This is a genomic window from Billgrantia ethanolica (genome assembly GCF_021404305.1).
Lineage (GTDB): Bacteria > Pseudomonadota > Gammaproteobacteria > Pseudomonadales > Halomonadaceae > Halomonas > Halomonas ethanolica.
The window spans coordinates 787,767-802,289 of the sequence record NZ_JABFTX010000002.1 but is presented as its reverse complement, the minus strand read 5'-3'; the positions used below and the strand labels follow the sequence as shown (position 1 = coordinate 802,289).

At 66.5% G+C, this 14,523-nt stretch carries 15 protein-coding genes; 5 read left to right on the top strand and 10 right to left on the bottom strand.

The window, feature by feature from the left end:
- Positions 1-13: 13 nt before the first annotated feature.
- Both tsaE and HOP53_RS12490 read right to left on the bottom strand, forming a co-directional pair.
- On the bottom strand, positions 14-514 hold the full coding sequence (gene tsaE / locus HOP53_RS12495; protein WP_234270339.1) for a tRNA (adenosine(37)-N6)-threonylcarbamoyltransferase complex ATPase subunit type 1 TsaE: 501 nt from the start codon (positions 512-514) through the stop codon (positions 14-16).
- The gene (locus tag HOP53_RS12490; protein ID WP_234270338.1) at positions 514-2,058 is read right to left on the bottom strand and encodes an NAD(P)H-hydrate dehydratase; all 1,545 of its coding nucleotides are present in this window, start codon (positions 2,056-2,058) and stop codon (positions 514-516) included. Before HOP53_RS12490 ends, tsaE begins: the two co-directional genes overlap by 1 nt.
- A 100-nt stretch (positions 2,059-2,158) precedes the next feature.
- Between HOP53_RS12490 and queG the strand changes: the two genes are divergently transcribed.
- Positions 2,159-3,259 (top strand): tRNA epoxyqueuosine(34) reductase QueG, encoded by a 1,101-nt coding sequence (gene queG, locus HOP53_RS12485; protein WP_234270337.1) that lies wholly within the window; start codon positions 2,159-2,161, stop codon positions 3,257-3,259.
- Positions 3,260-3,412: 153 nt separating this feature from the next.
- On the opposite strand, the gene orn is transcribed toward queG, so the two are convergent.
- A complete protein-coding gene (orn, locus tag HOP53_RS12480) occupies positions 3,413-3,997 on the bottom strand; it encodes an oligoribonuclease (protein ID WP_234270336.1) in 585 nt (194 codons plus the stop codon).
- Between the two features lie 88 nt (positions 3,998-4,085).
- Here orn and rsgA point away from each other — a divergent pair, with 88 nt between their 5' ends.
- From rsgA to asd, 3 genes are all read left to right on the top strand, one after another.
- On the top strand, positions 4,086-5,120 hold the full coding sequence (rsgA, locus tag HOP53_RS12475; RefSeq protein WP_234270335.1) for a small ribosomal subunit biogenesis GTPase RsgA: 1,035 nt from the start codon (positions 4,086-4,088) through the stop codon (positions 5,118-5,120).
- Positions 5,121-5,157: 37 nt separating this feature from the next.
- Positions 5,158-5,988 carry a sulfurtransferase gene (locus HOP53_RS12470; protein ID WP_103968380.1) on the top strand — a complete coding sequence of 277 codons (831 nt, stop codon included), beginning with the start codon at positions 5,158-5,160 and terminating at the stop codon, positions 5,986-5,988.
- Between the two features lie 139 nt (positions 5,989-6,127).
- The gene (gene asd, locus HOP53_RS12465) at positions 6,128-6,985 is read left to right on the top strand and encodes an archaetidylserine decarboxylase (RefSeq protein ID WP_234270334.1); all 858 of its coding nucleotides are present in this window, start codon (positions 6,128-6,130) and stop codon (positions 6,983-6,985) included.
- A gap of 33 nt (positions 6,986-7,018) precedes the next feature.
- Here the strand turns inward: asd and epmA are convergent, their stop codons facing one another.
- A complete protein-coding gene (epmA, locus tag HOP53_RS12460) occupies positions 7,019-8,005 on the bottom strand; it encodes an EF-P lysine aminoacylase EpmA (protein ID WP_234270333.1) in 987 nt (328 codons plus the stop codon).
- A 313-nt stretch (positions 8,006-8,318) separates the two neighbouring features.
- Complete coding sequence (gene efp, locus HOP53_RS12455) at positions 8,319-8,885, bottom strand: elongation factor P (protein WP_234270332.1); 567 nt, start codon at positions 8,883-8,885, stop codon at positions 8,319-8,321.
- A 105-nt stretch (positions 8,886-8,990) separates the two neighbouring features.
- Here efp and epmB point away from each other — a divergent pair, with 105 nt between their 5' ends.
- The gene (gene epmB / locus HOP53_RS12450; protein ID WP_234270331.1) at positions 8,991-10,037 is read left to right on the top strand and encodes an EF-P beta-lysylation protein EpmB; all 1,047 of its coding nucleotides are present in this window, start codon (positions 8,991-8,993) and stop codon (positions 10,035-10,037) included.
- 141 nt (positions 10,038-10,178) lie between these two features.
- Here the strand turns inward: epmB and leuA are convergent, their stop codons facing one another.
- From leuA to HOP53_RS12425, 5 genes are all read right to left on the bottom strand, one after another.
- Positions 10,179-11,894 carry a 2-isopropylmalate synthase gene (gene leuA / locus HOP53_RS12445; protein WP_234270330.1) on the bottom strand — a complete coding sequence of 572 codons (1,716 nt, stop codon included), beginning with the start codon at positions 11,892-11,894 and terminating at the stop codon, positions 10,179-10,181.
- 40 nt (positions 11,895-11,934) lie between these two features.
- Positions 11,935-12,081 carry a hypothetical protein gene (locus HOP53_RS12440; RefSeq protein ID WP_234270329.1) on the bottom strand — a complete coding sequence of 49 codons (147 nt, stop codon included), beginning with the start codon at positions 12,079-12,081 and terminating at the stop codon, positions 11,935-11,937.
- A gap of 145 nt (positions 12,082-12,226) precedes the next feature.
- Positions 12,227-12,574, bottom strand: a complete 348-nt coding sequence (locus HOP53_RS12435) for a protealysin inhibitor emfourin (RefSeq protein ID WP_234239264.1) — start codon at positions 12,572-12,574, stop codon at positions 12,227-12,229.
- Positions 12,571-13,614 (bottom strand): M4 family metallopeptidase, encoded by a 1,044-nt coding sequence (locus HOP53_RS12430; protein WP_234270328.1) that lies wholly within the window; start codon positions 13,612-13,614, stop codon positions 12,571-12,573. Before HOP53_RS12430 ends, HOP53_RS12435 begins: the two co-directional genes overlap by 4 nt.
- Positions 13,615-13,691: 77 nt before the next feature.
- Entirely contained in the window at positions 13,692-14,522 is an 831-nt protein-coding gene (locus HOP53_RS12425) for an ion transporter (RefSeq protein WP_234270327.1), read from the bottom strand.
- Position 14,523 lies beyond the last annotated feature (1 nt).

Below are 14,523 nucleotides of genomic sequence, written 5' to 3'. Positions count from 1 at the left end.
CGTCGAGTGGGCATCACGGCGTATCTCGCTCTTCAGCGCAGATCAAATCGGACAGGGAAGGCTCTTGCCGCAGCGCTTCGAGCACTCCTCGGCCATGGGCGGTATGCGCATCGAGCAGGGCCAAACGTCCGGTACCATGCAGCGACAGGGTCACGGTCACATCGGATAGCGGTAGCCAGCCCCGGCCGCGGCTCGGCCATTCGACGATGCACAGCGCGTCCTCGGCGAACAGGTCGCGTCCACCGATGAACTCGAGCTCCTCGGGATCTCCCAGCCGATAGAGATCGAAATGGTAAAGGCGGCCGCTCGCCAATTCATAGGGCTCGACCAGGGTATAGGTGGGACTCTTGACCGCTCCGGCATGGCCATAGGCACGCAGGATGCCGCGGGTCAGGGTGGTCTTGCCCGCTCCCAGCTCACCTTCGAGATAGATGCGGCCGCTCCCCTGCAGGGCCCTGCCCAGGCATTGCCCGAAGACGACCTGACGGTCTTCGTCCACGAGTCTTATGCGCATCAACGGCCCCCTGACAACGAATGAAGCCCCGGCTCGAAATCCGGGTTGACGATAACTCGGGCATAGGATGCCAGATCGGCCGCCAGCAGGCCACGCTCCCCCGCGTCGCGTACGGCCATGTCGGCGGCCAGGGCATGTGTCATGACCCCGATTCTGGCCGCCGCTTCCAGCGGCAGCCCCTGAGCCAGCAGCGCCCCGAGCATGCCGGAGAGAACGTCGCCCATCCCCCCCGACGCCATGCCGGGATTGCCGTAAGGGCAGACTGCCAGACCGGCGGGCCCCGCCACCAGGCTGCCAGCCCCCTTGAGCACGACGACGCCGCCGTAGCGCCGCTGCAGCTCACGCACCGCCGCGGGACGGTCGGCCTCCACCTCCGCCGCACGACAGCCCAGCAGCCGCCCCGCTTCTCCCGGGTGCGGGGTCAGGATCCAGTCGTCACGCCGCTGACCGGTGAAGTGAGAAGCCAGCAGGTTGAGTCCATCGGCGTCCACCACCCGCGGTCGTGAAGCGGCCAACGCCGCCTGCAGCATGCCCTGCCCCCAGGCCCCCTGCCCCAGGCCGGGCCCCACCACCAGCACGTCGGCCTGCTCCGGCAGCTCACCGAGCTCGGCGGCACCGCGCAGGCCATGCACCATCACCTCGGGGCGATAGGTCAGGCAGGCCGTGACATGCGCCGGCGCCGTGGCCAGGCTGATCTTGCCGGCGCCCAGTCGCGCCGCCGCCTCGCTGGCGAGCAGCGCCGCGCCGCCGAATCCCGGGGCGCCTCCCAGCACCAGCACATGGCCCATGGCGCCCTTGTGAGCATCGCGGGCACGCGACGGCAGCCACGCCTTGATCAGCTCCTGGTCGAGCAGCTCCGCCGCCAACGGCAAATCGGCATGCTGACGGGCATCGACGCCCAGGGAGCGAAAATGGACCTCACCGACCAGCGCGGGGGCGCGCCCGGTATGCAGGCCGATCTTGTCGCCGATGAAGGTGACGGTGCGGCTGGCCCGTACGGCCACGCCGAGCTCCGCCCCGGTGTCTGCGGCCAGGCCGCTGGGAATGTCGATGGCCAGTACCGGCAGCCCGCAGGCATTGATCGCCTCGATGGCCTCGCGGAAAGCACCGCGCACCTCGCCGCTGAGCCCGGTGCCGAGCAGCGCGTCGACGACCACCTCACCGTCGAAAGCGATACCCCGACGCCAAGGCTCGCAGCCGACGCCGGCTGCCGTGGCCATCTCCGCGGCCCGAGCGGCATCGCCCTCGAGTTCCTCGAGGGGTTTTACGGCGATACGCTGTACCGCCACGCCTGCCACTGCCGCCAGCGCCGCCAGCACATGGCCATCGCCGCCATTGTTGCCGCCACCGCACAGCACGCTGAGACGCTTGATGCCGGGCCAGCGCGCCCTGAGGCTCTGCCAGGCAGCGGTGGCGGCGCGTTGCATCAGGGCGAAGCCCTCGAGTCCCCCCGCGATGGTGCGCCGATCGAGCTCACGCACCTGTTCGGCACGATACAACGGGCGCAGCGCGACCTGCGGTTCGCTTGAATGATTCCCGGACATCCCGTGTCTCCCTGCCGGCATTGCTTTATCATGGGAGTGTAAGCGCCGTGGCGCTTTCGCCAATCCCCCCGCTTCATTTTTGCCCGGTTTTTTCTCGATCATGACCCTTCCCGCGATCCTGCAAGACAGCGCGCTGGACCAGTTGGCCACTACCATCAAGACCTGGGGACGGGAACTTGGTTTCCAGCAGGTGGGCATCGCCGACGTCGATCTGGCCGAGGACGAGCGTCATCTGCAGCGCTGGCTGGAGGCCGGCTACCACGGCGAGATGGGCTTCATGGCCAAGCACGGCACCAAGCGCACCCGCCCCGAGGAACTCGTGCCCGGCACGCTGCGGGTGATCAGCGTGCGCCTGGACTACCTGCCGGCCGAGGTCGAGAGCGCCAAGGTGCTGGGGCAACCGCAGACGGCCTATGTGTCGCGCTACGCGGTGGGCCGCGACTACCACAAGCTGATGCGCAAGCGCCTGGCCACCCTGGCCAAGTGGATCGAGGACGAGATCGGTCCCTTCGGCTACCGCGCCTTCGTCGACTCGGCGCCGGTGATGGAGCGCGCCCTGGCGCGCAAGGCCGGGCTCGGCTGGGTGGGCAAGAACGCCATGCTGCTCAACCCCCGGGCCGGCTCGCTGTTCTTTCTCGGCGAACTCTACGTCGACCTGCCGCTGCCCGTCGACCCGCCCTTCGATGGCGAACACTGCGGCAGCTGCAGCGCCTGTCGCACGGCCTGCCCCACCGGCGCCATCGTCGAGGACAAGGTGGTTGACGCCCGCGCCTGCATCTCCTATCTCACCATCGAGCTGTTCGGCGCCATCCCCGAACGCTATCGCGAGGCCATGGGCAACCGCGTGTTCGGCTGCGATGACTGCCAGTTGGTCTGCCCCTTCACCCGCTTCACCCGCGCCACGCAAGAGGAGGACTTCGCCCCGCGCCACGATCTGGATCGCGCCAGTCTGGTGTCACTCTTCGCCTGGGGCGAGGAGGAGTTCCTCGACAAGACCGCCGGCAGCCCGATCCGCCGCATCGGCTACGAGCGCTGGCTACGCAACCTGGCGGTGGGGCTGGGCAACTCCCCCTGGAGCGAGAGCGTGGAGGCGGCCCTGCGCGCTCGCCTCGCCTACCCCTCCGACCTGGTACGCGAGCACGTGCGCTGGGCGCTAGAACGGCAGCGGGAGAAGCGTGACAGGCTGATAGCAAGCGTCTGACCGGGGTGGGCCGCGGCTTTACCGGCGACAGCCCTGCGAGGAGGCGCTGTAAACCCATCCCTGGGCGCTATATTTGCCATCCATGGCAAATAACCTCCTCTTCGAGCTGTCCCCGGCGCCGCTCACCCTTGGTGGTGCCAGCCAGGGGCGCTCCTACTCCTCTTCGTCGCGTTCGCTGCCGGCCAGGCGCAAAAAGGTATTGCGGTAGTGCGCCAGCTCCGCCAGCGACTCGCGGATGTCGTCCAGCGCCTGGTGTGTGTTGCGCTTGCTGAAGCCAGCCAGCGCCCCCGGATTCCAGCGCTTGGCCAGTTCCTTGAGGGTGGAGACGTCCAGGTTGCGGTAGTGAAAAAAGCCCAGTAGCTCGGGCATCTCGCGTTCGAGGAAGCGCCGGTCCTGGTGCACGCTGTTACCGCACATGGGCGAGGAACCGGGCACCACGTAGCGCTTCAGGAACTCGAGGGTCTGCCGCTCGGCCTCGGCAGTATCGATATGGCTCTGCTTCACTCGCTCGACCAGGCCCGACTCACCGTGGGTCTTTTGGTTCCAGTCATCCATTGCATCGAGCAGGCTGTCGGGCTGGTGCACCGCGATCACAGGCCCCTCGGCCACCAGGTTGAGTTCGTTGTCGGTAATCAGGGTGGCCACCTCGATGATACGCTCGCGCTCGGGGTCGAGTCCGGTCATCTCGAGATCGATCCACACCAGCAGGTCCTCGCGTGGCGCGGCAGTGTTAGGCATCGGTCAGGCTCCAGAGTTGAAGGGCGCGGCAGGACAGGCCGGACCACGCTGGGTACAATGACGCCATTGTAACGATCTTCGGGCGCCCATGAGCAAACGCAAGTTGAGCCGTCAGCAGCGCTGGCGAATCGAGAAGGTACAGGCCGAACGCGCCAAGCGCGCCGAGCAGCGCGACGTCAAGGACTCGCAGAAGCTCGCCGCCGGCGAATACGGCCCCGAGCGCCCCGGGCGCGTCATTGCCCATTTCGGGCGCACCCTCGACGTGCAGGAGAACGGCGACGGGCCAACGGTGCGCTGCCACCTGCGCGCCAACCTCGAAGGGCTGGTGACCGGCGACCGGGTCATCTGGCGTGCCGCCGAGGATGCCGAGGGCAACGTCAGCGAGGGCGTGGTGGTCGCGCGCAGCGAACGCCAGAACGTGCTCGAACGCCCCGACGCTCGCGGCCAGCTCAAGCCGGTGGCGGCCAACATCGACCAGATCCTGATCGTTTTCGCCGCGGAGCCGGCGCCGCACCCCAACCTGATCGACCGCTATCTGGTGGCCGCCGAGGCCACCGGCATCGCTCCGGTGCTGGTGCTCAACAAGATCGACCTGCTGCCCGACAGCGGCGGCGAGCTGCGTGCCCTGCTGTCGCGCTACGAGGCGCTCGGCTATCCGGTGGTGGCCACCACCACGGCGCGGGCAACGGGGCTCGACGCACTGCACGAGCGCCTGGCCGGACGCACCTCGGTGTTCGTCGGCCAGAGCGGCGTAGGCAAGTCGTCGCTGATCGACCGACTGCTGCCGGATGAGTCGCTGCGTATCGGTGCGCTGTCGAAGGACTCGCGCAAGGGCACCCACACCACCACCACGGCGCGCCTCTACCGGCTGCCGACGGCCGACGACGCCGAGCTGATCGACTCGCCCGGCATTCGCGAATTCGGCCTCGTGCATCTGGACGAACGCCAGGTCGCCGAGGGCTTCATCGAGTTTCGCGACTTCCTTGGCCGCTGCCGCTTTCGCGACTGCAGCCACCGCCACGAGCCCGGCTGCGCCCTGCTCGAGGCCGTCGAGCTCGGCGACATTCATCCCCAGCGTTTTGCCAGCTATCGCCATATCGTCGATAGTCTCAACGAGACCTGATTCGGCCGCATCGCGACCATGAGATAAGGAGAGCGCCATGAGTTCCGAAGAGAATCTGCTGCCGCTGATCGTCGAACCGGAGCAGCTCGCCGAGCATCTGGACGATCCCCAACTGTTGATCGTCGACGTGCCGCTGAGGTCGGAGAGCTACGACGAGGGCCACGTGCCCGGTGCCGTATTCCTCGATTTTCGCCGCCTGATGCGTGGCGAGGGCGAGGTGCCCAACGAGGTGCCGAGCCCCGAGGCGCTGTCGCGGCTGTTCTCGTCGCTGGGCCTGACCCGCGATACCCACGTGGTGGCCTATGACGACGAGGGCGGCGGCTGGGCCGGACGCCTGCTGTGGACCCTGGAGCTGATCGGGCATACCCGTTACTCCTACCTCAACGGCGGCATCCACGCCTGGCGTCAGGCCGGCCAGCCCGTTTCCCATGAGCCGAGCGCAGCGACGCCCAGCGAGTACGAGGCTGAATTCCTGCATCCGCAGGTCGCCATCGACCGGCTGGAGCTGCAGGAGCGGCTGGGTGAAAAGGGCTTTGCGGTATGGGATGCCCGCTCGCCGGCGGAGTATCGCGGCGAGAAGGGCGAGAACCGGCAACTCGGGCACATTCCCGGCGCGGTCAACATGGAGTGGACCGAGGCCATGGACAAGGAGCGTGCGCTGCGCATCCGCGACTACGCCGAGCTGATCACCGAACTCGAGGCGCTGGGGCTCACCCCGGACATGGAAGTGGTCACTCACTGCCAGAGTCACCACCGCAGCGGCTTCACCTGGCTGGTGGGTAAGGCGCTGGGCTTCGAGAAGATACGCGGCTACGCCGGCTCCTGGAAGGAGTGGGGCAACCGCGACGATACGCCGATAGAGAAGTAAGCTGGAAGACGCGGCTGCGCCGCTCGAAGAGGGAAGATCAGTGCTTTGCACCTGGCAGGGCAAGGGCTCGCCTCTTCCTTCTTCCCTCTTCCTTCTTCTTTCTTCTTTCTTCCACCCCCTCTTGAGGAATGACTCCTTCGTGACCCCTGCCAAGTTCTTCGCCCTGATCCAGTATCCGATTCCCCATCACCTGCTCTCGCGGCTGGTGGGCTGCCTAGCCGAAACCCGCGTGGCCTGGCTCAAGAATGCGCTGATCCGCGCCTTCATCAAGGTGTTCAAGGTCGACATGGGCGAGGCCGCCGAGCCGGATCCCACCGCCTATGCCACCTTCAACGACTTCTTCACCCGCGAGCTGAAGCCGGACGCCCGCCCCCTGGGCGAGGGCCTGCTGTGCCCCGCCGACGGCAACCTGTCCCAGTTCGGCCCCGTCGAGGCCGACAAGCTGCTGCAGGCCAAGGGGCACCGCTTCTCGATGATCGACCTGCTGGGCGGCGACGCCGAGGCAGCCAAGCGCTACAGCGGCGGCAGCTACGCCAACGTCTACCTCTCGCCAAAGGATTACCACCGCGTGCACATGCCGCTGGCCGGCGCCCTGACCGAGATGGTCTACGTGCCGGGTCGGCTGTTCTCGGTCAACGCCGCCACCACCGACCACGTGCCCAACCTGTTCGCCCGCAATGAGCGCCTGGTGTGCCACTTCGATACCGAGCATGGCCCCATGGCCGTGGTGCTGGTCGGCGCCATGATCGTCGCCGCCATCGAGACGGTGTGGGCCGGCCAGGTCACGCCGCTCTCGGGCCAGGTGCAGCGCATCCGCTTCGACCAGCCGATCCACCTGGAGCGCGGGGCGGAGATGGGTCGCTTCAAGCTCGGCTCCACAGTGGTGCTGGCCTTCGGCGGCAAGGTCGATTTCGACGCCGCGCTGGCCCCCAAGACCAAGGTCAGCATGGGTCAGTCGCTGGGCGGAGTGCCCACCTCCGGCCGCGAGTTCGTCTAGGCTTCGCCCGCCGGCTTTCAGACGAAGCCTGTATCAGCAATTGGGCGTGGCAAAGGCCATCACCTCCGCCACGCTCGTTTTCCCTAGCGCCAGCTGTATCAGCCGGTCGATGCCCAGCGCCACGCCGCTGCCGGCCGGCATGCCGTGCTCCAGTGCGGCCAGCAGGCGCTGGTCGATGTCCACTTCGGGCAGGCCCAGCTGTCGCCGGGTGGCGTTGTCCTCGGCGAAGCGCTCACGCTGCTCGTCGGCATCGGTGAGCTCGTCGTAGCCGTTGGCTAGCTCCAGCCCGGCAAGATAGACCTCGAAGCGCGAGGCGACCCACTCGCCATCCTCCGGGTCGCGATGGCGCCGCGCCAGGGCCGCCTGGCTCGCCGGGTAGTCCACCACCACGTCGATTCCCTCGCGCCCTAGGGTGGGTTCGATGACCAGGCTCATCAGCAGGTCGAGGCAGTCGTCGCGGGCGGCATCGCCCATGTCTAGCCCACCGCGCTCGCCGGCCAGCCGCCGCAGCTCACAGAGCTCGACGCCGAAGGGGTCGAGCTCCAGCGCCTCGCGGAACACCTCGCGGTAGCGCCGTCGGCGCAGCGACCCTGCCTCACCCCCCGGTTTTGGACCGAGCACCTGACGAATCAGCGCCACGGTCTCCTCGATCAGCTCGTCGAGAGAGAAGCCCGGGCGGTACCACTCCAGCATGGTGAACTCGATGTTGTGGCGCCCGCCCACCTCACCGTCGCGAAAGCTGCGGGCGAACTGGAAGATCGGCCCGCTACCTGCGGCCAACAGCCGCTTCATGTGGAACTCAGGCGACGTCTGCAGCCACAGCCGCTCGCGCCCCGCCGGCGTGGTCGCCGTCAGCGATAGCGAGGCCAGGTGCACGTCGGTGCTGCCGCCGTGGCCCAGCACCGGCGTCTCTACCTCCAGCACACCGCGCGCAGCGAAGAACCTGCGCACCTCGGCCAGCAGCCGCGCCCGCTCGCGCAGCGTCTCGATACTCGCCGTGGGGCGCCAGTCGGTTGCCATGACACGGTCTCCACAATGATGAAGGCCACGCCGGAATAGCGTGGCCTACGTTGAACCGCGGCTTGGCCGGCGACAGGTCTATGAGAGGGCGCTGTGAATACATCCCTGTACGCTATTTTTGCCATCCATGGCAAAAAACCCTCTCTACGACCTGTCCCCTACGCCGCTAACCTCACAGACCATCCTAGCGCCCTCTCCGAGCGATGCTCAGACTAGGCGAATCCCGAGTAAGGCAGCGGAGTTTAGCAGCGCTAAATGAGCAAGCCGTCTCGGGATTCAACGACGTATGAGTGAGCGCAGGAAGGGCCACACCTCAAGCGCGGGAGACGTATTCGCCAGATCTCGTATCGACTTTCAGCACTTCACCCTGGTTGATGAACAGCGGCACCCGCACCACGGCGCCGGAAGAGAGCGTGGCCGGCTTGGAGCCGCCCTGGGCGGTGTCGCCCTTCAGGCCCGGGTCGGTCTCGACCACTTCCAGCTCGATGAAGTTGGGGGGCGTCACGCTGATGGCGTTGTCGTTCCACAGGGTCACGGTGTAGACCACCTGCTCCTTCAGCCACTTGGCGGTATCGCCCAGCGCCTTCTTCTCCACCGCGTACTGCTCGAAGGAGTCGTCGGTCTTCATGAAGTGCCACATGTCGCCGTCGGTGTAGAGATACTCCATCTCCAGGTCCACCACGTCGGCACCTTCCAGGCTCTCGCCCGACTTGAAGGTGCGCTCCCACACGCGGCCGGTGATCAGGTTGCGCAGCTTCACGCGGTTGAACGCCTGGCCCTTGCCCGGCTTGACGAATTCGTTCTCGACGATCGCACAGGGGTCGCCGTCCAGCATCACCTTCAGACCGCCCTTGAATTCGTTGGTAGAATAGTTAGCCATGTTGCCTCTCGAATGATCGGGCGCGCCGCAGCAGGCTCTGGGCGCGCAAAAAGTACCGAATCGACGAGGATTCGAGCCCTCGCCCCATTGTGACTGGTGTGCCGCATGATAACCCGAAGCTCCGCCCTTTTGCAGAGAGCGGAATCGACCCCCGCCGACGTTGCCCCTCTGACGCTGCAGAGCCCCTGGCAGACCCAACTGTCGCGGGCGATTCGCGACCCGCACGAGCTGTGCCGGCGCCTGGGGCTGGACGACACCTGGCTGCCCGGCGCCGAGGGCGGTCACGCGCTGTTCGAGGTGCGCGTGCCTGAGGCGTTCCTGGCGCGCATGCGCCCCGGCGATCCCCACGACCCTCTGCTGCGCCAGGTGCTGCCGCTCAGTGCCGAGAGCGAGAGCGTACCCGGCTACGTAACCGATCCGCTGCAAGAGGCCGCACACACGCCGGGGCCGGGGCTGATTCACAAGTACGCCGGCCGCGTGCTGCTGATCGCGAGTCCGGCCTGCGCGGTGAACTGCCGCTACTGCTTCCGCCGTCACTTCCCCTACGACGACAACAGCCCCGCTCGCGCGCAGTGGGAGAGCTCGTTGGACACGCTGCGCAGCGACCCGAGCATCCGTGAGGCGATTCTCTCCGGCGGCGACCCGCTGGCTGCCAGCAACCGCCAGCTGGCCTGGCTCGTCGAGCGCCTCGAGGCGATTCCCCATCTCGAGCGCCTGCGCCTGCACACCCGCCTGCCGGTGGTGATCCCGGACCGCATCGACGATGGCCTGCTCGGCTGGCTCGGCAACACCCGGTTGCAGAAGGTGATGGTGCTGCACATCAACCATGCCCAGGAGATCGACCAGGCGGTGGTCGAGGCCTGCGCACGGCTGAAGGCGGCCGGGGTTACCCTGCTCAACCAGAGCGTGCTGCTGCGCGGCGTCAACGACTCGGTCGCGGCGCTGGCCGGGCTCTCCGAACGGCTGTTCGAGGCCGGCGTACTGCCTTACTACCTGCACGTGCTCGACCCGGTGGCGGGCGCGGCGCATTTCGACGTGCCCGACGAAGAGGCCCGCGAGCTGGTCGCGGGCCTGCGGACGGTGCTACCGGGCTTCCTGCTGCCGCGCCTGGTCAGGGAGATCCCCGGCGAGGCAAGCAAGACGCCGCTGTAGCCGACAACCACGGCACAAGCAGCGTCGGGGACAGGTCGGAGAGGAGGTCTTTTTCCAGGGAAGGAAAAAGTAGCGCCCAGGGATGGGTTTACAGCGCCTCCTCGTAGACCTGTCGCCGATCAAGCTGCGAGGCCAGGGCGGTTACTTTACGTCTGCTAAGCTCTCCGCCGTTACGTTGGCCGCCGCCGGCTGGGTGGAGACGTGGCGGTTGATGGCGCTCATCACCGCCTTCATCGAGGCGCTGGTGATGCTCTCATCGGTGCCCACGCCGAACACCGCCTTGCCATCGATGCGCACCTCCACGTAGGCGATCGCCTCGGCGTCGGAGCCCTGGCCGCGGGAGTGCTCGTGATAATCGATGATCTCCACGTCGTGGCCGGCCGCTGCCAGGGCCTTGATGAAGGCCGCCAGCGGACCGTTGCCCTCGCCGCCGATGGCGCGCCGCTCGCCGTGCTCGTCGATATTGGCCTCGAGCTTGACCCGAGGGCTATCGGCTTCGGAAGCCAGGCGATGGTTGACCAGCGCATAGGGTGAAGTACGCTCCAGGTACTCGTCGGCGAAGGCCTGGTAGATCATCTGCGAGGTGATCTCCTTGCCGGTACGGTCGGCCACTTCCTGCACCACCTGGCTGAACTCGATGGAGAGCCGGCGCGGCAGCTCGATACCGTGCTCCTGCTCGAGCAGGTAGGAGACCCCGCCCTTGCCCGACTGGCTGTTGACGCGAATCACCGCCTCGTAGCTGCGCCCCACGTCCAACGGATCGATGGGCAGATAGGGCACCTCCCACACGGCCTCCGGGTTGGCGCGACGCTCGGCCATGCCCTTCTTGATGGCATCCTGGTGGGAGCCTGAGAAGGCGGTGAACACCAGGTCACCCACGTAGGGATGGCGCGGATGCACCGGCAGCTGGTTGCAGTATTCCACCTCACGCATGATCGGCGTGATGTTGGAGAAATCGAGCCCCGGGTGCACGCCCTGGGTGTAGAGATTCATGGCCAGGGTGACGATATCGACATTGCCGGTACGCTCGCCGTTGCCGAACAGCGTGCCCTCGACGCGGTCGGCGCCGGCCATCACGGTGAGCTCCGCCGCCGCCACGCCGGTGCCGCGGTCGTTGTGCGGATGCACGCTGACGATCAGGTGATCGCGGTTCTTGACGTTGCGACAGAACCACTCGACCTGATCGGCATAGTTGTTGGGCGTGGCCGCCTCCACCGTGGCCGGCAGGTTGACGATCATCGGCTTCTCGGCCGTGGCGCCGTAGGCCTCCATCACCGCCTCGACCACCTCCTTGGCGAAGTCCATCTCGGTGGTGGTAAACAGCTCCGGCGAGTACTGGAAGGTCCAGTTGGTTTCCGGTGCCGCCTGCATCAGCTCACGGATCTGGGTGGTGGCGTCCACCGCGATGCCGATGCACTCCTCCTTGCTGACGTTGAACACCACGCGGCGGAACACCGGGTCGGTGGCGTTGTAGACGTGCACGATGGCGTTCTTGGCGCCCTTGAGCGACTCGAAGGTGCGCTCGATCAGGTGCGGACGCGCCTGGGTCAGCACCTGGATGGTGACGTCGTCAGGAATCTTATTCTGCTCGATCAGAGCCCGCACGAAGTCGAAGTCGGTCTGCGATGCCGAGGGGAAACCGACCTCGATCTCCTTGAAGCCGATTTTCACCAGCAGGTCGAAGAAGCGCTGCTTGCGCTCCTGATCCATGGGATCGATCAACGCCTGGTTGCCGTCGCGCAGGTCGACGCTGCACCACAGCGGCGGCGTCTCGATGCGTCGGTTCGGCCACTGTCGGTCAGGCAGATCGACGGCGACGAAAGGGCGGTACTTGGCGGCGGGGTTGTCGAGCATCATGGCAGTGGTCTCCCTAGCTGGCGGCTCTGATAGGCGGCATTCAGAAACGACGACGCCCCGGCTGCATGGAGCATACCGGGGCGTCGTGGCGATAGACGGAACGGCGCACGCAACCTTTTACCTTCACGGCAAACACGGTCACGGCAAAACGGCGTACGTAGCGGAAAGCAATTCGGTTGGTGGACATCTCGGTACCTCGACTGACCTGGACAAAAACGCGATGCGCAGCGCATCGCCCGACGCTCAAAGGCCGGGTAGTAGTCGTAGGTTCAGGCTGAGGTAGCAAAATGTCGTGTTCATGCCCTCTAGAAAATCAGCCTGCGTGATGCTTGTCAAGGGTCGCCCTCGTTTTTGGCTTCGTCATCGGCCCGCCGCCACCACTCGATCAAAGCCGGCGGTACCGTCTCCTCGGCCACGGTGAGCCCCCAAAGAGTGGTACCGCTGGCATCCTCCACGCTCAGGCAGAAGCGGCGCCGGTCGGCGCCTTCCACCTCTTCACGACCCGCTGCCCGCCCTGCTTCCGCGCTCGACAGCAGGCGCCAGAGCTCGTCGCGCTGAGCTTCGCTGACGCGGGCACAGCGGATGCAGCGTGGGCGCGCCAGGCCGGGGAAATGCGCCACGCCCCCCTCGCGACGCAGCCGAACCACACTGGCCGGCGTCAGGGGCGGCGGCTGGCTCACGGCGACACCCCCACGCGCCGCCAGCCTTCGCGCACCGCTGTCGCTTCCCGGCTTGCGGCGCCATAGCGACGCTCGGCGTTGTCATGGGTCAGCGCGGCGAAGGTGACGAAGTCGCTGTCCTGATTCAGGCGGCGATCGACGAGGGTGTCGTACCAGATCCGCCCGGCCCGCTCCCAGGCGTGCCCGCCCAGTGCCATGGCCACCAGATGAAAGGCGTGATTGGGAATGCCCGAGTTGATGTGCACCCCGCCATGATCCGCTTCGGTGACCACGAAAGCCTCCATGTGATCGGGCTGCGGATCGCGTCCCAGCAGCGGGTCGTCGTAGGCAGTGCCTGGCCTGGCCATGGAGCGCAGGGCGCGGCCGGCGACCCGCTCGGTGAACAGCCCCTTGCCGATCAGCCAGTCCGCCTGGTCGACGCTCTGCCCCAATTCACGCTGCCTGACCAGGCTGCCGAACACGTCGCACAGCGACTCGTTGAGCGCCCCGGACTGCCCCGCATAGGCCAGTGCGGCTTCGTGCTGGATGACGCCATGGGTCAGCTCGTGGGCAATGATGTCCGGGGCGATGGTGAAGCGGTTGAACAGTTCGCCATCACCGTCGCCGAACACCATCTGACGGCCGTCCCAGAAGGCGTTCTCGTAGTCACGACCGTAGTGAACCGTGGCCAGCAGCGCCATGCCGTCATCGTCGATGGAGTGCCGTTCGTAGACTTCCCAGAACAGCCGGTAGGTCGCTCCCAGCCCCTGATACGCCTCGTCGACGGCGGGGTCGCCGCTCTCTCCCTGACCTTCGCGCCTCACCAGCCGGCCGGGCAGCACCTGACGCTGCTCGGCGGAGTGTACGAAGCGAGCCGGCTCGCCGCGCCGGGCGCTGCCCTGCGGCAGGGCAAGGCTGCCCGCCCGGGCACGAAAGCGGCCGTCGGCCAGCAGGGTCTGGCGGGCGCACTCCCGCTGGTGTGCCGAGCCGCTGCTGGCGACTCGCTCGAGCAGATAAGGCGGCAGAAAGGTGCGCGCCCCTGAGGCTGAATGGTCGGTCATCCCTTACTCTCCTTCTGCCAGACGCTCTGCCACTTGGCTCGGCCATCGAGCCCGCTCATCTGAGCATAGCGGAAGCGCTATTTTTCGCGCCGCTCGAGCATCGCCTCCATGCGTGAAAGCTGATCGCGCAGCTGGCGCACGTCGTCGCGCAGGCCGTGCAGCTCCGCCGCCTCGCCCTCGCCGCTCTCCAGCTCGATCTGGATGCTCTCCTTCTGCATCACGTCGAGTACGATGCCGATCATCATGTTGAGGAAGATGAAGGCGTTGAGAAAGATGAAGGTGAGGAAGAAGATCCAGGCGTAGGGGTAATGCTCCATGGTGGGATAGAGTACTGCCGTGGCCCAACTCTCGAAGGTGGCGACCTGGAACAGCGTCAGCATGGCCAGCGAGATGTTGCCCCACAGCCGCTCGTCGACGTCATGGAACAGGAAGCTGCCGATGGCCGCGTAGATGTAGAAGATGATGAACATCAGCAGCGCCACGTAGCCCATGCGCGGAATCGACTTGAACAGCGCCGCCATCAACATGCGCAGCTCGGGGATCATCGACACCAGGCGCAGCACGCGGAAGATACGCAGCAGCCGCGCCAGCAGCACCATCTCGGAGTCGTCCATGGGGATCAGGCTGGCGGTGACGATGAGGAAGTCGAAGACGTTCCAACCCTTCTTGAAGAAATCGAGCAGGCGTCGCTCAGCCGCCATGCGGATCAGTATCTCCATCAGGAAAAATACCGTCACCGCCACGTCCAGCACCCGCAGCCACTGCTGGAAGCGAGTGATCTCCTCATAGGTTCTCGCCCCGATCAGCAGGGCCGAGAGCACGATGATCGCAATCACCGTGAGTTCGAAGATCTTGTTGGCACGCAGCCGCTCGAAGCGCACGCGCCAGGTTTCGAAGGAAGCGCTCATG

Excerpts from the sequence above, each read along its gene's own strand:
- epmB (WP_234270331.1), top strand. The coding sequence starts at position 8,991 with ATGATAACCCGAAGCTCCGCCCTTTTGCAGAGAGCGGAATCGACCCCC.
- efp (WP_234270332.1), bottom strand. The coding sequence starts at position 8,885 with ATGGCTAACTATTCTACCAACGAATTCAAGGGCGGTCTGAAGGTGATG.
- HOP53_RS12440 (WP_234270329.1), bottom strand. The coding sequence starts at position 12,081 with ATGTCCACCAACCGAATTGCTTTCCGCTACGTACGCCGTTTTGCCGTG.
- leuA (WP_234270330.1), bottom strand. The coding sequence starts at position 11,894 with ATGATGCTCGACAACCCCGCCGCCAAGTACCGCCCTTTCGTCGCCGTC.
- HOP53_RS12430 (WP_234270328.1), bottom strand. The coding sequence starts at position 13,614 with ATGACCGACCATTCAGCCTCAGGGGCGCGCACCTTTCTGCCGCCTTAT.
- tsaE (WP_234270339.1), bottom strand. The coding sequence starts at position 514 with ATGCGCATAAGACTCGTGGACGAAGACCGTCAGGTCGTCTTCGGGCAA.
- HOP53_RS12490 (WP_234270338.1), bottom strand. The coding sequence starts at position 2,058 with ATGTCCGGGAATCATTCAAGCGAACCGCAGGTCGCGCTGCGCCCGTTG.
- HOP53_RS12470 (WP_103968380.1), top strand. The coding sequence starts at position 5,158 with ATGAGTTCCGAAGAGAATCTGCTGCCGCTGATCGTCGAACCGGAGCAG.
- HOP53_RS12425 (WP_234270327.1), bottom strand. The coding sequence starts at position 14,522 with ATGAGCGCTTCCTTCGAAACCTGGCGCGTGCGCTTCGAGCGGCTGCGT.
- epmA (WP_234270333.1), bottom strand. The coding sequence starts at position 8,005 with ATGGCAACCGACTGGCGCCCCACGGCGAGTATCGAGACGCTGCGCGAG.
- rsgA (WP_234270335.1), top strand. The coding sequence starts at position 4,086 with ATGAGCAAACGCAAGTTGAGCCGTCAGCAGCGCTGGCGAATCGAGAAG.
- queG (WP_234270337.1), top strand. The coding sequence starts at position 2,159 with ATGACCCTTCCCGCGATCCTGCAAGACAGCGCGCTGGACCAGTTGGCC.
- orn (WP_234270336.1), bottom strand. The coding sequence starts at position 3,997 with ATGCCTAACACTGCCGCGCCACGCGAGGACCTGCTGGTGTGGATCGAT.